At 63.6% G+C, this 19421-nt stretch carries 18 protein-coding genes; 9 read left to right on the forward strand and 9 right to left on the reverse strand.

What is annotated here, in order from left to right; translation table 11 throughout:
- The first annotated feature begins 103 nt into the window (after positions 1 to 103).
- Positions 104 to 1291 carry a hypothetical protein gene (locus tag AUR_RS08535; RefSeq protein WP_128397113.1) on the forward strand — a complete coding sequence of 396 codons (1188 nt, stop codon included), beginning with the start codon at positions 104 to 106 and terminating at the stop codon, positions 1289 to 1291.
- 25 nt (positions 1292 to 1316) lie between these two features.
- Positions 1317 to 1790: a hypothetical protein gene (locus AUR_RS08540; protein WP_062098417.1), complete on the forward strand. Its 474-nt coding sequence runs from the start codon at positions 1317 to 1319 to the stop codon at positions 1788 to 1790.
- Here AUR_RS08540 and AUR_RS08545 read toward each other — a convergent pair.
- From AUR_RS08545 to AUR_RS08580, 6 genes are all read right to left on the reverse strand, one after another.
- Entirely contained in the window at positions 1787 to 2836 is a 1050-nt protein-coding gene (locus AUR_RS08545) for a Gfo/Idh/MocA family protein (protein WP_062098419.1), read from the reverse strand. The two genes, AUR_RS08540 and AUR_RS08545, sit on opposite strands and share 4 nt — an antisense overlap.
- A 1008-nt stretch (positions 2837 to 3844) precedes the next feature.
- Complete coding sequence (locus tag AUR_RS08560) at positions 3845 to 5572, reverse strand: ABC transporter family substrate-binding protein (protein ID WP_021473012.1); 1728 nt, start codon at positions 5570 to 5572, stop codon at positions 3845 to 3847.
- A 76-nt stretch (positions 5573 to 5648) separates the two neighbouring features.
- Complete coding sequence (locus AUR_RS08565; RefSeq protein WP_021473011.1) at positions 5649 to 7811, reverse strand: dipeptide ABC transporter ATP-binding protein; 2163 nt, start codon at positions 7809 to 7811, stop codon at positions 5649 to 5651.
- Positions 7808 to 8797 carry an ABC transporter permease gene (locus AUR_RS08570; protein WP_128397114.1) on the reverse strand — a complete coding sequence of 330 codons (990 nt, stop codon included), beginning with the start codon at positions 8795 to 8797 and terminating at the stop codon, positions 7808 to 7810. The genes AUR_RS08565 and AUR_RS08570 overlap by 4 nt, the downstream gene beginning before the upstream one ends.
- Positions 8797 to 9780 (reverse strand): ABC transporter permease, encoded by a 984-nt coding sequence (locus tag AUR_RS08575; RefSeq protein WP_062098423.1) that lies wholly within the window; start codon positions 9778 to 9780, stop codon positions 8797 to 8799. Before AUR_RS08575 ends, AUR_RS08570 begins: the two co-directional genes overlap by 1 nt.
- Positions 9781 to 10112: 332 nt before the next feature.
- A complete protein-coding gene (locus AUR_RS08580; RefSeq protein WP_021473008.1) occupies positions 10113 to 10718 on the reverse strand; it encodes a TetR/AcrR family transcriptional regulator in 606 nt (201 codons plus the stop codon).
- Between the two features lie 87 nt (positions 10719 to 10805).
- Here AUR_RS08580 and AUR_RS08585 point away from each other — a divergent pair, with 87 nt between their 5' ends.
- Positions 10806 to 11375, forward strand: coding sequence for an NAD(P)H-dependent oxidoreductase (locus tag AUR_RS08585; protein WP_021473007.1), 570 nt, complete (start codon positions 10806 to 10808; stop codon positions 11373 to 11375).
- 174 nt (positions 11376 to 11549) lie between these two features.
- Positions 11550 to 12512, forward strand: a complete 963-nt coding sequence (locus AUR_RS20515) for a hypothetical protein (RefSeq protein ID WP_241650888.1) — start codon at positions 11550 to 11552, stop codon at positions 12510 to 12512.
- Positions 12513 to 12524: 12 nt separating this feature from the next.
- Here the strand turns inward: AUR_RS20515 and AUR_RS08595 are convergent, their stop codons facing one another.
- The 3 genes from AUR_RS08595 to AUR_RS08605 form a co-directional block, all read right to left on the reverse strand.
- Positions 12525 to 13064, reverse strand: a complete 540-nt coding sequence (locus tag AUR_RS08595) for a hypothetical protein (protein WP_062098427.1) — start codon at positions 13062 to 13064, stop codon at positions 12525 to 12527.
- The gene (locus tag AUR_RS08600) at positions 13045 to 14106 is read right to left on the reverse strand and encodes a hypothetical protein (protein ID WP_062098429.1); all 1062 of its coding nucleotides are present in this window, start codon (positions 14104 to 14106) and stop codon (positions 13045 to 13047) included. The genes AUR_RS08595 and AUR_RS08600 overlap by 20 nt, the downstream gene beginning before the upstream one ends.
- Positions 14107 to 14231: 125 nt before the next feature.
- Complete coding sequence (locus AUR_RS08605) at positions 14232 to 15080, reverse strand: isocitrate lyase/PEP mutase family protein (RefSeq protein WP_062098431.1); 849 nt, start codon at positions 15078 to 15080, stop codon at positions 14232 to 14234.
- Positions 15081 to 15184: 104 nt separating this feature from the next.
- Here AUR_RS08605 and AUR_RS08610 point away from each other — a divergent pair, with 104 nt between their 5' ends.
- The 5 genes from AUR_RS08610 to mtr all read left to right on the forward strand — a co-directional run bounded on the left by AUR_RS08610 (position 15185) and on the right by mtr (position 19397).
- The gene (locus AUR_RS08610) at positions 15185 to 16492 is read left to right on the forward strand and encodes an aminotransferase-like domain-containing protein (RefSeq protein WP_062098433.1); all 1308 of its coding nucleotides are present in this window, start codon (positions 15185 to 15187) and stop codon (positions 16490 to 16492) included.
- Entirely contained in the window at positions 16489 to 16917 is a 429-nt protein-coding gene (locus AUR_RS08615; RefSeq protein ID WP_021473001.1) for a universal stress protein, read from the forward strand. Before AUR_RS08610 ends, AUR_RS08615 begins: the two co-directional genes overlap by 4 nt.
- 144 nt (positions 16918 to 17061) lie before the next feature.
- Positions 17062 to 17400, forward strand: a complete 339-nt coding sequence (locus AUR_RS08620; RefSeq protein ID WP_021473000.1) for a hypothetical protein — start codon at positions 17062 to 17064, stop codon at positions 17398 to 17400.
- 60 nt (positions 17401 to 17460) lie between these two features.
- Positions 17461 to 17949 carry a DUF2306 domain-containing protein gene (locus tag AUR_RS08625; protein WP_062098435.1) on the forward strand — a complete coding sequence of 163 codons (489 nt, stop codon included), beginning with the start codon at positions 17461 to 17463 and terminating at the stop codon, positions 17947 to 17949.
- Positions 17950 to 17999: 50 nt separating this feature from the next.
- Entirely contained in the window at positions 18000 to 19397 is a 1398-nt protein-coding gene (gene mtr, locus AUR_RS08630; RefSeq protein WP_021472999.1) for a mycothione reductase, read from the forward strand.
- Positions 19398 to 19421: the final 24 nt, after the last annotated feature.

The following is a 19421-nucleotide window of genomic DNA, read 5'->3' on the forward strand; positions in this document are numbered from 1 at the left end:
AACTGCCCATCGCGCGCCCCTCTGCCGACGGCTAGGCTCGGAGAACGGCCTTGCTGAACTCCTTGTCTGCGGCCGGATAACTTTCAACGCAGGGGGAGCTGTTGTGGGACAAGGTTTGATTGGCGCCGACGTCGCGGATCTTCGGCGGCTGTCCCAAGTGATGGACGCCGAGGCGGACAAGATGGCAGCACTTCAACGGCAACTAACGTCGTTGGTCCATGACGGCCGCTACTGGCGCGGGCAGGACGCCGACCGCTTCCGAAGCCAGTGGAACAGCGAGCTCTCCCGGCGCCTTGCAGCGGCCGCCGCGTGCTTGAGGGCCAATGCCAGGACCCTCCGGACGAACGCCACCCAACAGGAGCTGGCCTCACGCGGGGACGCGTTCGTCGCCAGCAGCAGTTACTCCAACTCCAACGGCTTCACCGTTGACCCCGTCACCGTGGGCCCCTTGACGGTCGGCGCGGAGGGGTCTACCGGCGTGGAAGGCAGCAGCGAAGCACATGGCTCGCTCGGTCCCGCCGGAGTGGAATTCGGGGTGTCCGCGGACGGATCGGCAGGCAGTCGGTTCGTCATTACAGGCAGCGGGGAGTTCGGGCCCGTCAAGACCGTAACCACCAACGAAACGTTCGCCGGTGCGCGCGGGAACGGCAGCATCACCGGACACATCCCGTTCGGCTTCAACTTCCTGGATGGCCCGGCCCTTAAGGCCACCGGCGAGGCCTTCGTCGGCATCGAGAACATCACCACCACCAAGAGCGAATTCTTCGACGGCTGGGTCAACAACACCTCCACCGTCCGGGCCATGACAGGCGCCGAGGCCAGCGCGCACGCCAACGCCGGCCCGTTCCTTTTCGGAGGCGGCGGCGAGGCCTTCGCCGGCCAGAAGGTGACCATGACCAATGAGACCGAGTTTGCCGGAGGCCTCTTCGGGGTAGGCCAAGGCGGGGAAATCCGGGGCGGCGCGTGGGCAAGTGCCGGTAGCGCCGAAGTCAGCAGCAGCAAGGCCGACGGCGTTACAGGCTCGGCCGCGAGCGCAGGCGTCGGCGCCGAGTTGACCCAGTCGCAGTACGTGGAGTTCCTGGGGCAGCGGCTCTCAACCTCCGGGACTGTTGCCGCCGGCGCCGGGGAGGGCTACACCTTCAAGGCTTCCATGGACGAAGACGGCTTCACGTTGGGCGTCGGTGCCAAGGTGACCGCGGAACTGGGCCTCGGAGCCGGGGCCGAAGTGAAGATCAGCCCGTCCGGCTTCAAGGATTCAGTCACCGGATTCGTCGAGTTCCTGTCCAAGTAACCACTTCCCAGCGCGAAGGGCACCCATGCCGTCCACACAGCTTTTCCCGTCAACAGCCTTCCCGGCATTCCCTTCCATCGCGGTGGATCCCCCGGAAGGCTGGACGCCCCGGGTGGTTCCTGACGCCGTCGGAGCTTTGATGGGCCCGGCGGTCCCCGGCAGCTACGTCCCGAATGTGGTGATCACAGTATCCCGCCGCACCCCGGACTATGGATTGAAGGACATCGCAAAGTCCGTGGATGCTTTCCTTTCCACCCTCCCGGACGCTGTCCTGCTGGGCACCGAGCCCGTGGTGATCAACGGCAGGGACTGGCACATCAGGGAGGCCCGGTACACCCATCCCGATGCCGGTTCCCTGACCCAGTTCACGGCGGTGACAGTGGTTCAGCAGGATGTGGCAACCGACGTCGTCCAACTCACAGGCAGCTGCCGGGCGTCGGATGACAATCAGGACCTCAAAGCGATCTACGCCTTGGTCGCAAGCGCCGAGGTTGGCTAAACGGCCATCTCCCTCGCCTGCTCGATCAACTTCAGCACCTCTACGGAGCCAGCCGGATCCACCGGCGGGGGAAGCACGGAGGCCGCACCGCCGTCGTCGATCTTCTCCGCAAGCAGGCGGTAAAACTCAGGGTAGGCGCCGCGCTCGGTGGGAACAGGAGTTCTTTTGCCGTTGACTTCCAGCGTTCCGTGTTTCGCGGAATCTTCGACGCCGTAGTCAGCGTCCGTGGGCAGGCCGCCTCCCAGCAGGAAGGGTTCCTGCGGGTCGGTTCCGAACTTCACGAAGCCGCCGTCCGTGCCCAGGATACGGAAGCGCGGGCCGTGGAGGTGGCTGTTGAGGTTCAGCGTCACGTGGGTCACGACGCCGGACTCATGGCGGAGGACCAGGAAAACGTCATCGTCCGCCCGTTCCTGCGGCCTGCGGGCCGTGATCTCCGCGTAGTCGACCCGGGCGGGACCAAAGAACTGGACGGCGAGGTCCAGGACATGGGTGCCAAGGTCGAACAGGACGCCTCCCCCGTCTTCCGCCGTGGCGCCGGCTTTCCAGGCCTTGGAGATCTCCGGGGCCCAGCGCTCCATCCCCACCTCGAACCGGGTCACTGAACCCAGCGTCCCGGCGTCGAGCAGTTTCCGCACGGTGAGCGCGTCGCCGTCCCAGCGGCGGTTCTGGTACACGGTGAGGACCCGGCCCGCTGTGCGGGCAAGGTCAATGAGTTCCTCGCCTTCGGCGCTGCGCACCGTGAAAGGCTTGTCGACGACGACGTCGAGGCCGGCTTCCAGCGCTGCTTTCGCGAGTGGAAAGTGCGTTGCGGGCGGTGTGCCCAGGACGATGAGGTCCAGATGCCCGGCCGCGTCGAGGATGTCCTGCGGTGTTTGGACCACCGTTGCCTGCGGGTACCTCGTGTGCGCCAGCGCTTGGCGGCCGGGGTCCGACGTGGAAATCATGCTCAGCCGATAAGCAGGGTGGGCATCAATGAACGGGGCATGGAAGACGCTGCCGGACAACCCAAAGCCGGCAACAGCGGTACGGATCGGTGAGGAAGCCATGTGCCTAGGCTACCGATCCTCTTTCACTTCCCGCCCCCTCCCGGGCCTTCCTCTATCACTTCCCCACCCCTCCCGACGGACGCTCTATCACTTCCCCACCCCTCCCGACGGACGCTCTATCACTTCCCCACCCCTCCCGACGGACCCTCTATCACTTCCCCACCCCTTTTCAGCGACGCTCTATCTGGGCGGGCGCTATCCGGGGAGTCGGTGGGACATCGGGGAGCCGTACACGTTGATGGGCAACGCCGTGCCGGGCAGTTCAGTACGCCTCAAGCCGGTGCGCTGACCGGAAGACAACAACCAGCTCGCTGTCCTCTATTTCGCAAATCACTCGGGGGTCGCGGATCGTCCCGAAGGTCGGAAATGCCCAGCAGACGTCGTCGCCTGATAGCCGGGTCGAGCTTACGGATCTGCTTAGCAGCTGCTGCGGTGAACTCGATTCGATAGACGGTCAACGGTTAGTGCCGTTCTCCTTCAGCATCTCGTCAAGACCGATTCGAGTGCCGTCGTGCTTGGAGAGCCCGCAGGTCCGCCTCATCTTCGGGTAGTTCAAGTCGTTTCAGATCTTGGGCGCCGATCAAAACGGCCGCAACCTTGCCACGACGTGCGACGCTGATGCGCTCGTGCCCGTAGGCAGCGCGGTTGATGGTGTCCGAGATGTACATGATGTACAGAACGCCTTTCCGCCCCGGAGCGGGAGCACGTCCTGTGAGGGGGATGTGAGAGAAGGATGCCCAAAACGCGGCGGGATGTGGGAGAGCGATCGGTGAAAGGGGGTGGGATGTGAGAGAAGGACCGGCGAAACGCGGCGTGATGTGGGAGAGCGATCGGTGAAAGGGGGTGGGATGTGATAGAGGAACGCATGGGGAAGGCCGGGACTCCTCCGCGGGCCGTGGCACACACCAGCGGCTGCGGGAAATCCCGGCCTTCTTCAGTTCAAGCAGATCGTTCAGATCCTGTCGAAACTGTCAGATCAAGCAGATCAGTCAGATCAGGCTTGACGGGTTACTTCTTGGCGCCCTTTTCCCAACCGATGGTGGTCCAGTCCGGAACGTTGGACAGGCTCTTGAACAGGGACGGACCGTAGTTGGCCAGGCCCGTACGAACGAACTGGATCTCCGGGCCGTTCAGGACGGTACCCATGGAGAAGTACTTCTCCATGTGCTTCTTCTCTACCTCCATGGCGGCCTTGTTGCGCTCGGCGTCGTCGGCAATGGTTGCAAGACGCTTGATTTCGGCGTCCAGCTCGGCGTCGCCCAGACCGTTCTCGTTGGTGGCTGAGTCGTAGTACTGCTTGACTGCGTCCGTGGCATCCGGGCCAACGGTGTAGCCGGAGATGGTCACATCGAACTCGCGACCGCCAACAACCTTGCCGAAGTCGGCGTCACCGCGCTGGTCGATGGAAACGTCCATGCCCGCAGCCTGGAGCTGCTTCTGCAGGGTCTGCGAAGTGGCGGCGGTGGTGGGATCGTCACCGAAGTTGGTGATGCTGAAGGCAACCGGGACGCCGTCCTTGGCCATGATGCCCTTGTCGTTCGGGGCGTAACCGGCGTCGGTCAGGACCTTCTTGGCCTGCTCGGCGCCGCCTTCCTTCACGGGGTAGTTGTCCTGGTAGTACTCGGAGAACGGCATGAGCATCATGGAGCCCGAGCTCTCTTCGGACCAGTTCAGGCCGTTGAAGCGGACATCGCGGATGGCCTTGCGGTCGACGGCGGTGAAGATCGCCTTGCGTACTGCGACGTCGGTGAGGGCCGGACGCTTGGCGTTGAGGTTCAGGCCACCTGCGAAGAGGCGCTGGCCACGGCGGACCTCGGAATCCTTGGTGCCTTCGAGCTGCTTGTAACGGCCGAGGGTACGGCCGCTGGTTGCGTCGATTTCGCCGTTCTTGAAAGCTGCGATGGTGGCGCTGGGTTCCATCTGGCGCCAAACGATCTTCTCGAGAACAGGCTTCTGGCCCCACCACTTGTCGTTCGGAACCATGGTGACGGTCTTGGCGGTGGTGTCGTAGTTTTCAACCTTGAACGGGCCGGCCATCCACTCGGGGTGCATCTCACCGGCGAAGCCCTTGTTGAAGATGTCCGGGGTGTTGATGGCCGGGTGGATCAGGCCGAAGAACAGGCCTTCCAGCGGGTAGACCGGCTGGGTGGTGGTGACGATGACTTCCTTGTCATTGGCTCCGGCCTTGACCGAGTCAACAAACGCATAAGCACCGGCGCTTACGATGTCGATCGACGTGTCCTCGCCCTTGAGCATGTTCCACGTGTTCTCGAACGTCTTGACGTCGATCGGCGTGCCGTCGTTCCACGTAGCCTTGTCGTTGATCTTGATGGTGATGGTCTGCTTGCCATCCTTGACTTCGCTCTTGACCTCTTCGCAGAAGTCCTTGTTCGGCTCTGCCTTGCCGTCGAAGTCGAGCTTCCAGCAACCGCCGATGCCGCCACTGTTAATGGAGGCCGTGTTCACCGGGGTCATGAGTGCGGACGTGTCCGCGCTGTTGCCCACGTTGGAGAAGCCGTTGAAATCCGGGCCGATGCTGCCCACGGCCAGGGTGACCGTGCCGCCCTGCTCCAGGTCCTTGGCTTCCTTGGCGTTGACGCTGATCAGCTTGCTGATGTCGCCGCCTGCTTCTTCGGCCTTCTGGGAGGCCGGACCCGACGGCGTTCCCCCGCCGCAGGCGGTCAGCATCAGCGCTGTTGCCAGTGCTACGCCGCCGATCGTCGTGTACTTCTTCATGGTGTGCCCTTCATGTTTACGACTGGAAAATCATTGCGAGTTGAGACCAGGGATTTTTTCAATGCGTCATGTGTCGTCAGGCATGCACCACCAGCATGTCGGCATCTATTTCTCCATCCGGGAAGAAGCATGCAAACTCCTGTTGCCCTTCTGAGGCCAAGGGCGGCTCCAGATTAAGGCACTTCTCCTGTTTGGACGGTGGAAGCGCTGCAAATACGGGGCAGCGAGTCGCAAAATTACATCCCTTGGGGGCGTCCAGGGGGCTGGGCAGGTCACCTTCGAGGATGATGCGTTCGCGGGTGCGTTCCACTTCCGGATCCGGCACGGGAATCGCGGACAGCAGGGCCCTTGTGTACGGGTGCCGGGGGTTGTCGAAGACGTCGTCCACGTCGCCGGTCTCCACGATCTTCCCCAAGTACATGACGGCCACCCGGTTGGAGATGTGCCGGACCACGGAGAGATCGTGTGCCACCATCAGGTAGCTCAGGCCGAGTTCGGCGCGGAGCTGGTCCAGGAGGTTGATCACGCCGGCTTGCACGGAGACATCCAGCGCGGACACCGGCTCGTCCAGGACAACGAGCTTCGGATTGACCGCGAGCGCCCGGGCGATGCCGATGCGCTGCCGCTGGCCACCGGAGAACTGGTTGGGGAACCGGTTCACGTGGTCCGGTTGCAGCCCCACCAGGCGCATGAGTTCCATGATCCGTTTCTTGACCGCCGCCTTGGGCATGCCCAGGTTCTCGAGCGGTTCGGCCAGCACCTCGTACACGGTGAACCGCGGATCCAGGGCTCCGGTGGGATCCTGGAAGACCATCTGCATTTCCTTGCGCATGGCCATCTTGGTCTTGTTGTCCGTGGCGGACTTGTTGCTGACGCCGCCGATCACCACCTCGCCCGTTTGCTCGGGGTGGAACTCCATGATTTCCAGGAGGGTGGTGGTCTTGCCGCAGCCCGATTCCCCCACGATAGAGAGACATTCACCTTCGCGGATGTCGAAGCTCAAGCCGTCCACGGCTTTGACCGTGCCGATCCGGCGCTTGATGAGGGCACCTTTGAGCAGCGGGAAGTGCTTTTTGACGTCCTTGAGTTCCAGGACCTTTTCCCGCTCGACGCGGGGAACGCCGTCGAACTTCGATACCGGAAGCGGGGGCGCCTTGAAGATGCGGTGCGCGTCGGCGTCTCCGGCCAGTTTCTCCGACTTGATGCAGGCTGCCTGGTGGCCCTGGACAACTGCGCCATCGGGCGCCGTCACCGGCCACAGGGTTGGCTCGCCATCCAGGCATTCCTCGCTGGCCAGCGGGCAGCGGGGGGCGAAGGAGCAACCGGTGACGGGCAACGTGAGGTTGGGCGGCGTCCCTTCGATGGGCACCAGCGACTGTTTGGTGGCGGTATCCACCCGGGGCACTGCCCCCAGGAGACCCAGCGTGTAGGGCATCCGGGGGTTGTAGTAGATGTCCTCCACGGTGCCGGTTTCCACCGGCTTACCCGCGTACATGACCATGATGTCGTCGGCCATGCCCGCTACGACGCCGAGGTCGTGCGTGATCATGACGACGGCGGCCCCGGTTTCCTCTTGCGCGGTGTGAAGGACTTCCAGCACCTGCGCCTGAATGGTGACGTCCAACGCCGTCGTGGGTTCATCGGCGATGAGCACCCGCGGATCGTTGGCGATCGCAATGGCGATCATGACGCGCTGGCGCATACCGCCCGAGAATTCGTGCGGGAAGGCTTTGAGCCGGTCCTTGGGACTCGGGATGCCCACCATCCGCAAAAGTTCGACGGCGCGGGCTTCTTTGGCCTGTTTGCTCATGGTGGGGTTGTGGACCGTGAGCGCCTCGATGATCTGGTTGCCGACCGTGTAGACGGGCGTCAGCGAGGAGAGCGGATCCTGGAACACCATAGCGATGTCATTGCCGCGGTGCTTGCACATGGCTTTGTCGCTCAGGCCCAGGAGTTCCTTGCCTTTGAATCGGACTGACCCGGTGATGTCCGCCGTTTCCGGCAGGAGGCCCATGATCGCCATGGAGGTGACGGACTTGCCCGAACCGGATTCGCCCACGATGCCCAGGGTCTTGCCGGGCATCAGGTCGAAATCAACGCCGCGGACAGCGTGGACAACACCGTTTTCCGAGTTGAAGCGGACGTTCAGGTCGCGGACGCTGAGGACCGCGTCGCCGGGAGCGTAGAGGCCTGCATCGTGGAGCCGTTCCGCGGGACTCTGGGAAATGTTGGTGCTCATTTGCTGGCTCCCTTTGAGCTCTGTGTAGCTTCGACTGCTTTGCCGGAGTTTCGCTTGGCCCGGCCGATGGAACTGGAACTGGGGTCGAAAGCGTCACGGAGGCCGTCGTTCATCATGGCCAGCGAACCCGTCAGGAGGAACATGACCACCAACGGAACCCAGAACATCCACGGGAAGGAGGACACCTGGCCTGTTGCCTGGCCGATCAGGACACCCAGGCTGACGTCCGGGAGCTTGATGCCGATGCCGATGAAGGAGAAAGCTACTTCTGCCAGGACTGCTCCGGTGATGCCACGCGTGAAGTCGAGCACCAGGAGGGAGCCAATGTTGGGGACGAGGTGCCGCCACACAATCCTGCGGGAAGGGACGCCCATGTACCTGGCGGCCTTGACGTAGTCGCGCTGCATGAGGGACATGGACAAGGACCGCACCAAGCGGGCGGTGCCCATCCAGCTGAAGAACAGCAGGACGATGATCAGCAGCAGCCAACTGGGCAGGTTCTTGAGTCCGCCACCGCCGTTGGTGGCGACGGCGACAACCAGGATGGCGGGCATCATGATCAACGCTTCGAGGATGAACAGCATGGTGGCGTCCACCTTGCCCCCGAAGAACGCCATGGTGCAGCCATAGACAGCGGAGATCAGCACGGAAAGGCCACCAACGATCAATCCGATGAAGATCGAGGTCCTGGTGCCGTCCACGATCAGGGCCAGGAGGTCGATGCCTGCCTGGGTGGTGCCGAAGAAGTGCTCGGGCGACGGCCCCATTCCGATGTTGAGGGGATCGATGGTGTCCTTGTCCCACGGGGTCAGGAACCCGCCAAACAGGGAGAAGAGGAACAGCGCCAGGAAGATCACGAGGCCGGCCACGGCAGTTTTGTTCCGCATGAAACGACGGAAGATGATGCGCGACTTGCCGATCACCACGTCCTGGTCTGCAACGCGGGACTCGTCGATTTCGGCGATGGGATCAATGATGTTGCTCATTACTGGACCCTCACTCGTGGATCGACCAGTGTGGTGGCGAAGTCGGCCAGGATGGCGCCGATCGCGAAGATCACCGACCCGTAGGCCAGGGTTGCCGTGGCGACGTTAACGTCCTGGAGGCCGATCGCCTGGATGCTCCACAGCCCGATGCCGGGCCACGCGAAGATCGCTTCGGCGAAGAAACCGCCCGTGAAGATGGCCGGGATGGTGAACGCGATGCTCTGCGCTACCGGAATGAAGGACACCCGCAACGCGTGTTTGCGGATTGCTTGGTTGCGGGTGAGGCCCTTGGCGCGGGCTGTCCGCACGAAGTCGGCATTGACGTTGTCCAGCAGGTATTGCCGCTGCGCAATCTGGTATCCCGCCCAACCGAAGATGGTCATCGCGAAGGTGGGCACGGCGTAGTGGGCCACAAGGTCAACGAAAGCCGGCCAGCCTGGGTCTATTCCCGGCGTCGAAATTCCCGTCACGAAGAAGATGCGCTCCCCCACCGCCTCGTTGACGCTGATGGCACCCAGCTGCACCAGGAAGTAGGCGATCGGCGCGGGGAGAATGTGGACCAAGTAGCTGTAGGAGGTGATAACCCTGTCCGGGAACTTGTACTGCCGGGCTGCCGAGTAGACGCCCAGCGCAACACCGATGATGAGGGTCAGGATGATGGAGGCGATGAAGAGCCGGGTGGAGACCATCACGCGGTCCGCGAACTCGGCGTTGACGTACGCTCCGTTCGGGCTGCGGCCCCAATCCCAGCGTGTGATGATGCCGCCGAGCCAGTCCACGTAGCGCTGCCACGGGTTGGCATCCGGGTCCAATCCCAGTCCCCTGAACGACGCCGATACCTGTTCCGGGGTGGGCCGCGGAATCTTTTCCTGCTCGAGGAGCGCCGGCTTGAGCGTAGAGACAGCCAGGAAGTATCCCGCGCTGGTGGTCAGGAAGATCATGATCAGGTAGATTCCCGACCGCTTCAGCAGATATTTCAGCATGTCGGGCGGCTGCCCTTGATCGTGGCAAAGCTCAAAGCTGGTCCTTCCGCGGTTACCGGCGGTGGCCGGTGTCAGCTACGAATTGGCGCAGGGATGTGTACCCCAAAACCCCTTCAGTGATCACCGGCCATGTATGGCATGGGTCACATTCACAAGGAAAACTACCACAATAACTGCTTCATATTTGGCCCGTTGCGCCCCGTCTTAACCCCTGCAGCCAGATCGTTATGAGCAGACTGCGTCATAAATGGAGGTGCTATGCCACTTACCGGCCCTGCCTCACCGCAGCCGACAGGGCGCGTTCCCTTGCTGAACGTGCCCGGATGCAGCCGTCAGGCTGACGGGACGAGACGGCGGACCAGCTCACCCCAGGAATCGGTGAGCCGCTTGGGCGAGATGCCGTGAACACGCACGTCATTGACGATCCGGTCAGGGTCCAGGGCCGCAATCAAGGCCATCGCCATCACCCAGGGATCGGGAATGCCCGCCTCCCGCAGCAGCATCTCCACGTGCCGGTGCGCGAGGGCGGTGGGTGGAGCTTCGAAACGGTTCCGGGTGGAAGCACCCGCGGCCTTCCACAGGTCACCGTTCTCCAGAATGAAATAAATCCGACCCTCACCGAAGGCAACCAGGCGGTCCCGCGGCGGCGCGCCGGGGCCCAGCGGCGGCGGCCCGAACATGAAGCCGCGCTGGAATTCGGATTCGGAGTCGCTCAGCAAGGTCATCATCAGTCCGGCCCGGCTGCCGAAGCGCCGGAACACCGTCCCTTTGCCCACTTTGGCTTTGCAGGCCAGCGCATCCATGGTGAGCGCTTCAGCGCCAAACTCATCTACCAGCTCGCGTGCGGCGCTCAGCAGGCGCTCCCGGTTGCGCGCGGCGTCTCGCCGTTCGTGCGGCGATTCAGAAGGCACGTCGGGCCGGAGTGGGATGAAGCTCACATGAGTCATTCTAGACCCCGGGAATAGAAAGCGGACCGTGGTCCGTTTAGTATCGGTGAAGGCCCAAAACCTACCAAGGAGACCACAATGACCAAGAGCACCGTCCTCACCCTCGTCGGCAGCCTCCGTGCTGATTCCCACAACAAGAAGCTCGCCGAGGCCATCGCGCTGAACGCTCCGGAGAACGTTGACGTCCAGATCCACGGCTCGCTGGGCAACATCCCGTTCTACAACGAGGACATCGACGTCGACGGCCAGGTTCCGGCCGAAGCCGCCGCCCTCCGCGAGGCTGCAGCCAATGCTGACACCCTCCTCCTGGTCACCCCCGAGCACAACGGCACCGTCCCCGCATCCCTCAAGAACGCCATCGACTGGCTGTCCCGCCCGTTCGGCGCCGGCGCTCTCGCAGGCAAGCCGACCGCCGTCGTCGGAACCGCTTTTGGCCAGTACGGCGGCGTCTGGGCGCAGGACGAAGCCCGCAAGGCCGTCGGCATCGCCGGCGCCAAGGTCCTCGAAGACGTCAAGCTCGCCGTGCCGGGATCCATGGTCCGCTTCGCCGAACTGCACCCGAAGGACGACGCCGAGGTCGTGGAACAGATCAAGGGCATCTTCGAGCCGCTGACCGCCGTTCAGGATGACGAAGCAGCCGCAGCCTAGTCACTCTTCCTGGTGCCCCCGTTCCGTCCACATCTACCGGACAGGACGGGGGCACTTTGCGTTTAGCGGCACCGTTTTCCACACCGTTCCCGCCCCGCGTGACCGAGTCTTGTCCGAACCGTCACCGTACCGGCATGTTGCCCACCTGCAAGGCGGCCTAACGTTTAAGGACAGGTGAACGGACAGGAGTGTGGGGCTGTCATGCGTGCCGGGCTGGGGCTGCAGAGTACGACGGCGATCGCAGCCGCCTGCCTGTTGTTCAGTACGTGGGTGGCCGGCTGCGTGGCCGGCTGCACGGCGTCGCCTGAGGCGGTTTCGCCTTCCTCCACGCCATTCGTTTCGGCAGCAGGTTCTACCGGTCCGCAGAACCCGGACGAACCCGTCAGCAACAGCCTGGCCCCGCCAGTTTCGCCTGCCACACCGCAGCCGGATACCACCCCCAGGAACCTGCCTCCTTCTGGTGATCCCGGCCAGCCCTCAGCCCCCGGCCCGCTTCCGGGATCGGGCGGTGCTGTGTCCAGCGGGGCCGCTACGAGCGCGGCCGGAACGGGCGGCGGCGCGTCGGGCGGGGGCGGAACGGGCGCGGTCCCAGGTCCTTCGACCCCGACCGACACCAGCCAAGGCGCCAGCAGCCCGGCCGACCCGGGCACCGCCGTGGAGCCTTCCCCGGGACCATCAGCCAGCCCCTCAGCGGGCGGCGAGGCCGCGCGGGCAGCGGTAGTGCCCCCGCAGGTGGAGCCCGGCCCTGCCGTTTACTACGTGGCCATCAACGACGGCGGTTCCCGCGGTGTGCGGTTCGGCTGCAATGACAGCCTTGTCCCAGTCCGCGGTCCGGCGTCATCCGGCGATCCTTTGACCGTGGCCCTCGGCCGCTTGTTGGGCGCAGGGTTGCCCGTGGACAACGACGCCGCACTCTACGATTCCCTCGCGGCCTCCTCCCTGCACTTCGTCTCCGGTTATGTCAGCGGTTCCACGGTGGTGGTGAACCTGGGCGGGTCCATCCGGCCGGGCGGCGTGTGCGACATCCCCCGGATCGAAGCGCAGCTCACGCACACCGTGGTGGCTGCCAGCGGTGCAACGCGTGCCGAAATCTACGTCAACGGCATGACCTTGGACGTCGCACTGAGCCTGCGGTGACGTGGGCGGCGGTCATCCGGTGGCAATGGCCAGGACCCGACGGAGCGCCCACGCGACCCTGAGCAACGCCAGCGCGGAAGCGAAGGCAAAGACGAAAACCACGGCTTCCGGGATCCAGAGCCCCCTCGATTCATCACCTTCGAGGACCACAGTGATAAGGGAAGCGATCAGGAGCAGTCCGAGCCCGGGGATCGCGAACAGGAACACCTCACCGATTTGGCGTCGGTGCGTGGGGGTGAGCTTCTCCAACGGCAGTTCACGTTGGCCGGGCGCTGATTTCTTCCCGAGGACGTTGATCAGCATGGAGACGCTGGTCAGCGTGAGGCCGGCTGTGGCACCGGCCATCGTCGCTAGGGTCTGGAACAGCGTCCGGCGGGCACCGGGTCCGACGCCCTCCAGGATCAGAGGCTGCCGGAACAGCAAAGCAGCAGCCATCCACAGGAGCACCAATATCAAGGCCCAGAGGTAGTCAGCCCTCGGATGGAGGAGGAACCACCGCCACAGGGTTCGACGCCTTCCGCGCCGCTCCACATCAACCTCGTACAAGCTCATGCCCGGCACCCCCTTCCCGGGAATCCGCCGTGACGCTTGGCGTCGACACACCAGCACTGGCGGCTTCTTTCGCAGCCATGGCCTCGCGCACCGCAGCCATCCCACCTGCGATCAGGTCCGGCACCAGGGCAGTGTCAGGCGAGCCCTGGACCTCGGGCAAAGTCCGTGCGAAGAATTCCTCGTTGTCCCGCGCTTGCTTGTTAAGTATGGAAACCGCCTGGGCAACGGATTTGGCGGGATCATTGAAGGCATCCGCATCCACCTCAACGTGCGAGATGAACCGTTCCTTGAGCAGATCGACAACCTCACGATCGCCCGTCAGTGAATCTTTGCCCTCGGCCACCACGTAATCGAAATGTTCCACGGATCCCGCGTGCCGGAACTGCTCGATCAATTGATGGATCCGTTCGCGGATGCGCTGTTTGTCTGCGGCCTTGCCGGACCGGCCGACGCTCAGCGAGATCCGGAACGTGCCCTCGGTCATCAGCCTCGACGCGCTGTCCAGGACATCGGCCCACTCGCCTTCCATGAGCTTTCCGGATAAACGCTCGGCCGGCAGCGCGAACTCAAAACGGCTTACTTCCAGCCGGCTGAGAATCTCCTCGACGTCCTCGCGCACCACCGGAACCAGACCGGGATCCAAGCCCAGCATCCCTTCCAGGTACTCCCCCATCCGCGAAGCGCGGGGGCCGTTGCCGCTCGTCAGCACGGCCACGACGTTTCGCTTCAAGAAAGCGAAATAGGTGGTTTCCAGGAGGTGGTCCCCCGGGGCCAACGGCAACGGCTTGCGGCGGCCCGATGGATCCCCGACGCTGGGCAGGTTGGTGTCCCGCACCCGGTCAAGCAGCAGGACCGGATGCGGCGTAAAGGCGACAGCCTGGGCTACCAGGACGGTTCCATCCGGGGACACGTAGTGCCGGTCCGTGCCCGCGTGACGAGCCTGCTGAAGCACTTCAGCCAGCCGGCGCGCCGGAAACGGACGGCCGAGGTCATCGCCGTTCACCTGCGCAATGCGCCAAAACTGGACGCTTCGCCTCGCCATCCATCCTCCTGGTTGCCCGCTATCCGAGCCCGGTTACCGGCTCCTTCTCTTGTTCCAAGCTATTGGTGGGGTCTGACATTAAAGGCGCGTGCCGCCGTCGTTCGCTTGCACTGGCGACGCCCGCATCAGGGCACGTACTTCGGGGCCGCCGCGAACAGCGCGTCCATTTCGTCATGGCTGCGGGTGCCCGCCAGGCAGGACCAGTTGCCGTCACCCAGAACTTCTGTGGCGACGCGGGCCACCTTGGCATAAGCGGCCTTCGCTGTGTTGCCGCCTATGCTCACGCGCCGTACGCCGGCGTCGTGCAATTCCATGGGCGAAGGCGCGCCGAGCCCGCCCAACGCGTTCAGCGGCGCGGCAATACCTGCGGAAAGCTGGTGCAAAGTGTGGAGATCCAAGACGCCCGGGACGAAGATGCCGTCGGCGCCCGCCTGCAGGTATGACGCCGCGCGTGCGAGCGTCTCCTCGTAAGCGGCATCGGGATAGGCCCCGGACAAGTACGTATCAGTGCGCGCGTTGATGTAGAGCGGGATCCCGCGTTCATCCGCCGCGGCCCGGATCAGGGCGATGCGGCGGGATTGTTCCGCTATATCCGCGAGCGGTTCGGTTCCGGAGTCCTCGATGTTGATTCCGACGGCGCCGGCGTCCAGTACCGCGTTGATGGTGGCGCGGAGTTCGTCGTCAGAACGTCCGTAGCCCGTTTCGATGTCCGCGGTGACCGGCAGGCTTGTCGCCGCCACGACGCGCCCCAGGACCGCCATCGCCAGGCCCCACGGCACGTGGTCGCCGTCCCGGTAGCCCAGACTCCAGGAGATGGCGGAGCTTGAGGTGGCGATCGCCGTCGCACCCGCTTCCTGCACCACCTTGGCCGAGGCTGCGTCCCAGACGTTCACCAAAATCAGCGGCGCGGGACCCGCCTGGTGAAGTTTATGGAACTGCTCGGCCTTGGTCACGGATGCTTGGTGCGAAGTCATGAGTACATTCCAGCCGTTCGGGTTGACTCCGTAAAGCCCCGGCCAGCCGATTGGTTGAAAACAAACGTTGCACTATTGACAACCTTCGGGAGTATCCTGTCAGTGTGACCCACGAAACATTGAATGCCGACACCACTCTTCCCGCCGAAGCAATCGATGCCATTGAACGGGCAGCCACTGCGGCCCATCCGCACGAGGGACTGTTTTCAGCCCGCGCAGCCAACATCAAGCAGTCAGCGGTTCGCGACGTCTTCGACATCTCCATGCAGCCCGGATTGGTCTCCCTCGCCGGCGGCAACCCGTACCTGCAATCGCTTCCGCTGGAAAAGCTGGGACAGACGGCGGCCCGGATCATTTCCGAGGAAGGAATGACCGCACTGCAATACGGCGGCGGGCAAGGCACCGAAGAGCTCCGCCAACAAATCTGCGAAGTCATGGCCGCAGAGGGCATCAACGATGCCCGGCCGGAAAACGTGGTGGTCACCGCCGGTTCACAGTCTGCGCAGGACGTCGCCACCAAAGTGTTCTGCAATCCCGGCGATGTGGTGCTCGTTGAGAATCCGACGTACGTCGGCGCGCTGAACACATTCGAGGCTTACCAGGTGCAGGTGGAACCGATCGAAATGGACGACGACGGCCTGGTCCCCGAGGTGCTCGAGGCCAGGATCGCTTCGCTTCAGGCTGAGGGCAAGAGCATCAAGTTCCTCTACACCATCCCCAACTTCAACAACCCCTCAGGCATTACGCTGGCCGCAGAGCGGCGCCAGCGGATCGTCGAAATATGCCGCGCGGCGAATATATTGGTTCTCGAGGACAACCCCTATGGCCTGCTCCGCTTTGACGGCCACCCCATCGCACCCATGCGGGCGGCGAACCCGGATGACGTGATCTACCTGGGCTCCTTCTCCAAGATCTTTGCCCCCGGCTTGCGCATCGGCTGGGCCTTGGTCCCCGCCCACCTGCAGCGACGCTTCTACTTGGCTTCCGAGGCCGTCACCCTTTGCCCGCCGCCCCTCAACCAGATGCTCGTTTCCTCCTACATCCGCGAGTTCGACTGGCGCGGCCAGATCGAAACCTACCGGGCGTTGTACGCGGAGCGCTGCCGGGCCCTGCTTTCTGCTTTGGACGAGCACATGCCCGAAGGCCTTACCTGGACCAGGCCTGACGGTGGCTTCTTCGTTTGGGTGACCCTGCCGGAGGGTGTGGACACTTATCCCCTCCTCGGAAAAGCCATCGACGCCGGTGTTGTCTTCATCCCCGGCGCGGCCTTTTCACCCGCGGACGGCCCGTCCAACAAGTTGCGCCTGGCCTTCAGTGCCGTGCCCCCGGATACGATTGCCGAAGGCGTACGCCGCCTGGCACCTGTGCTTGCAGAGGCCATCCAAGCCAGCAATGAAGGAGCAGCGCTATGACCGGAGTAGTCATTGTAGGAGTTGACGGCAGCGAGACCGCCTTGAGGGCGGCGAAAGCGGCCCAGCAGCTGGCCATCGGGCTCGGCGCCAACCTGCGCGTCGTCAGCGCCTTTGACACCAACCGGACCGAGGTTGTGGAAATCGGAACCGATCGATGGATCGTCTCCGACGCCGCCGAAGCCGAGGCAGTAGCCCGGGCCGTGGCCGAGCAACTTGCCGACGACCGGCTGGAAGTAACCTACTCCTCTGCCCGCGGTAAGCCGGGGGAGGCCTTGGTCAAAGAAGCCGAGATCCACGATGCGCGGCTCATTGTGGTGGGCAACCGACGCATGCAGGGCATCGGAAGGGTCCTGGGCAGCGTGGCAAACACGGTGGCGCACACGGCACCGTGTGACGTCTACATCGCCAAGACAGACGCACCGTAAAGCGAGCAGGATCACGCCGCCGGGTGGGCAGTCTCACCCGGCTTTTGGCGTCTTTTGAGGCCGGCGAAAGTTGCAACCGTTATAAAATCGAGATGCCCCCAATGATGTGAGCCACCACTATTCTTTCGATTCCAGGGGATATTCTTGCTTACTTTGCAGCCTCGTCAGCGCGTTGGACACGACATCCTGCTGGCCCGCCACGGCAACAACATCAGCACCATGCATTTCGACCGCAGCAATGACCGCATCATTGCCCTGCTGGACGACGGCTCCTGGGACAGCGCCCCCAACATGATCGCCCCGCAGCTGGACATGCCCGAGACCATCGGCAGCGTCTTCCGCAATGACTGGCGCTTTCTGTCCGTGGCCTGCATCGCCATGCTCACCATCGCGGCCGCTGCCATGGGCGTGAGCATTGAGCTCTCCAACCACATGTCCTCTTCGGACCTTCAAGCATTGCTGGTCAACTACCCGGCGTTCTAAAACCGCAGCACAGACCGTAAAGAGGGCCGGAGGCTTCCCGGGTCCGCTACGCTCCGGAGTATGCCTTCTTCCTGGACTGTCCTGATTGCTGTGCACGCAGTGGCCGCCAGCTATGCACTCATATTTGGAGCCGTCAATCTGCTGCGTCGAACCAAAGGCGGCAGTCTCCATAGGATTGTGGGGCGAATCTGGGTTGTTGCCATGTACATCGTGGTGTTGACCTCATTCGGAATCCGAACCATAGACGGCGGATTCAACTGGCTCCATGCACTCTCAGCTCTGACGTTTGGCACTCTGACCGCAGGGTTGTGGGCTGTAAGAACAGGGAATATTCGGGCCCACCGCAGCTTCATGACGGGTAGCTACTTCGGTCTGATCGGCGCGTTCGTAGGCGTGCTGGCTGTGCCCTCGCGCCGAATCCCCCAGCTTGCCATCCATGAGCTTCCTCTGCTGGGATTGCTGATCCTGGTTCTGCTCGGCACAGCAGCCATGACGGTGCTGGGGCTCGCCCGGCTTCGCAAAGCGCAAAGGCCTCTCGGCGCCGGGTAATCGGGCGCGGGTTCACTAGGGTGGAGGAAAGCCCTCAGGGAGGAACCCGCATGGAAGCTGCTGCCGCCGATCGGCACTATGACCTGGTCATCATCGGCACCGGGTCCGGGAACTCCATCCCGGGTCCGGAGTTCGAAGACCTGTCGATTGCGATCATCGAAGAAGCTTCATTCGGCGGCACCTGCCTCAATGCCGGCTGCATCCCGTCCAAAATGTACGTTCACGTTGCAGACACGGCCCTGGAAATTGCTGAGTCCGGGCGGTTGGGCGTCCTGGCTACGGTCAACTCAGTCGACTGGCCGGGCATCGTAAGCCGTATCTTCCAGACCCGCATCGATCCCATCGCCGCCGCTGGTGAGGAATATCGCCGCGGCCCCAGGACGCCAAACATCGACGTCTATGACCAACACGCCGTCTTCATTGGAGAGCGCACACTGCGCACAGGCCAAGGAACACACGGGAAAACCATCTCCGGTGACCGGATCGTCGTCGCCGCCGGCTCCCGGCCCTCAGTCCCGGAAGTCATCGCCGCCTCGGGCGTCCGCTACCACACCAGCGAAGACATCATGCGGCTGCCCGCACAGCCCAGGTCCGTGGTGATCATCGGCGGGGGTTCCATCGCCATGGAATTCGCCCACGTCTTCGATGCCCTGGGCACCGACGTCACGATCATCGCCCGCTCGACGCTCCTGCGCCACCTCGACCAGGACCTCCACGACCGTTTCAACTCCTTGGCCGCAGAACGCTTCGACGTCAGGGCGGGGAGAACCACCGTGGGCGTCGAAGAGACAGACCACGGCGTAAAGGTCCGGCTCGACGACGGCTCGACCGCCACCGGGGAGGTACTGCTGGTAGCCACTGGACGGATCCCCAACGGGGACCGGCTGGACCTGTCTTTCGGCGGGATCGAGATGACAGAAGACGGACGCATCAAGGTGGACGAATACGGCCGCTCGACGTCGGCGCCAGGCGTCTGGGCCCTCGGCGACGTTTCGTCCCCCTACATGCTCAAACACGTAGCCAACGCCGAAATGCGCTCAGTCCGGCACAACCTGCTGAACCCCGGAAACCTGAGGAAGCTGCCGCACGACCACGTCCCCGCCGCCACGTTCACCCATCCCCAGATCGCCACCGTCGGCATGACCGAGGACCAGGCCCGCGAACACGGGCACAACGTGACAACCAAAGTCCAGCACTACGGGGACGTCGCCTACGGGTGGGCACTGGAAGACACCACCGGGATCTGCAAACTCATCGCGGACCGCAGCACCGGAAAACTCCTCGGCGCGCACTACATGGGCCCGCAGGCTTCCACCTTGATCCAGCAGATGATCACCGTCCTCAGCTTCGACCTCGACGTGCGCGACTTCGCCTCCAAGCAATACTGGATCCACCCTGCGCTGCCCGAAGTCACCGAAAACGCCCTGCTCGGCCTCGAGTTCGACTAACCGGAATATTTTCGTGCCGGGCAA

Origin of the sequence: Paenarthrobacter ureafaciens (genome assembly GCF_004028095.1) — a bacterium.
In the GTDB taxonomy this organism is placed as follows: Bacteria; Actinomycetota; Actinomycetes; order Actinomycetales; family Micrococcaceae; genus Arthrobacter; species Arthrobacter ureafaciens.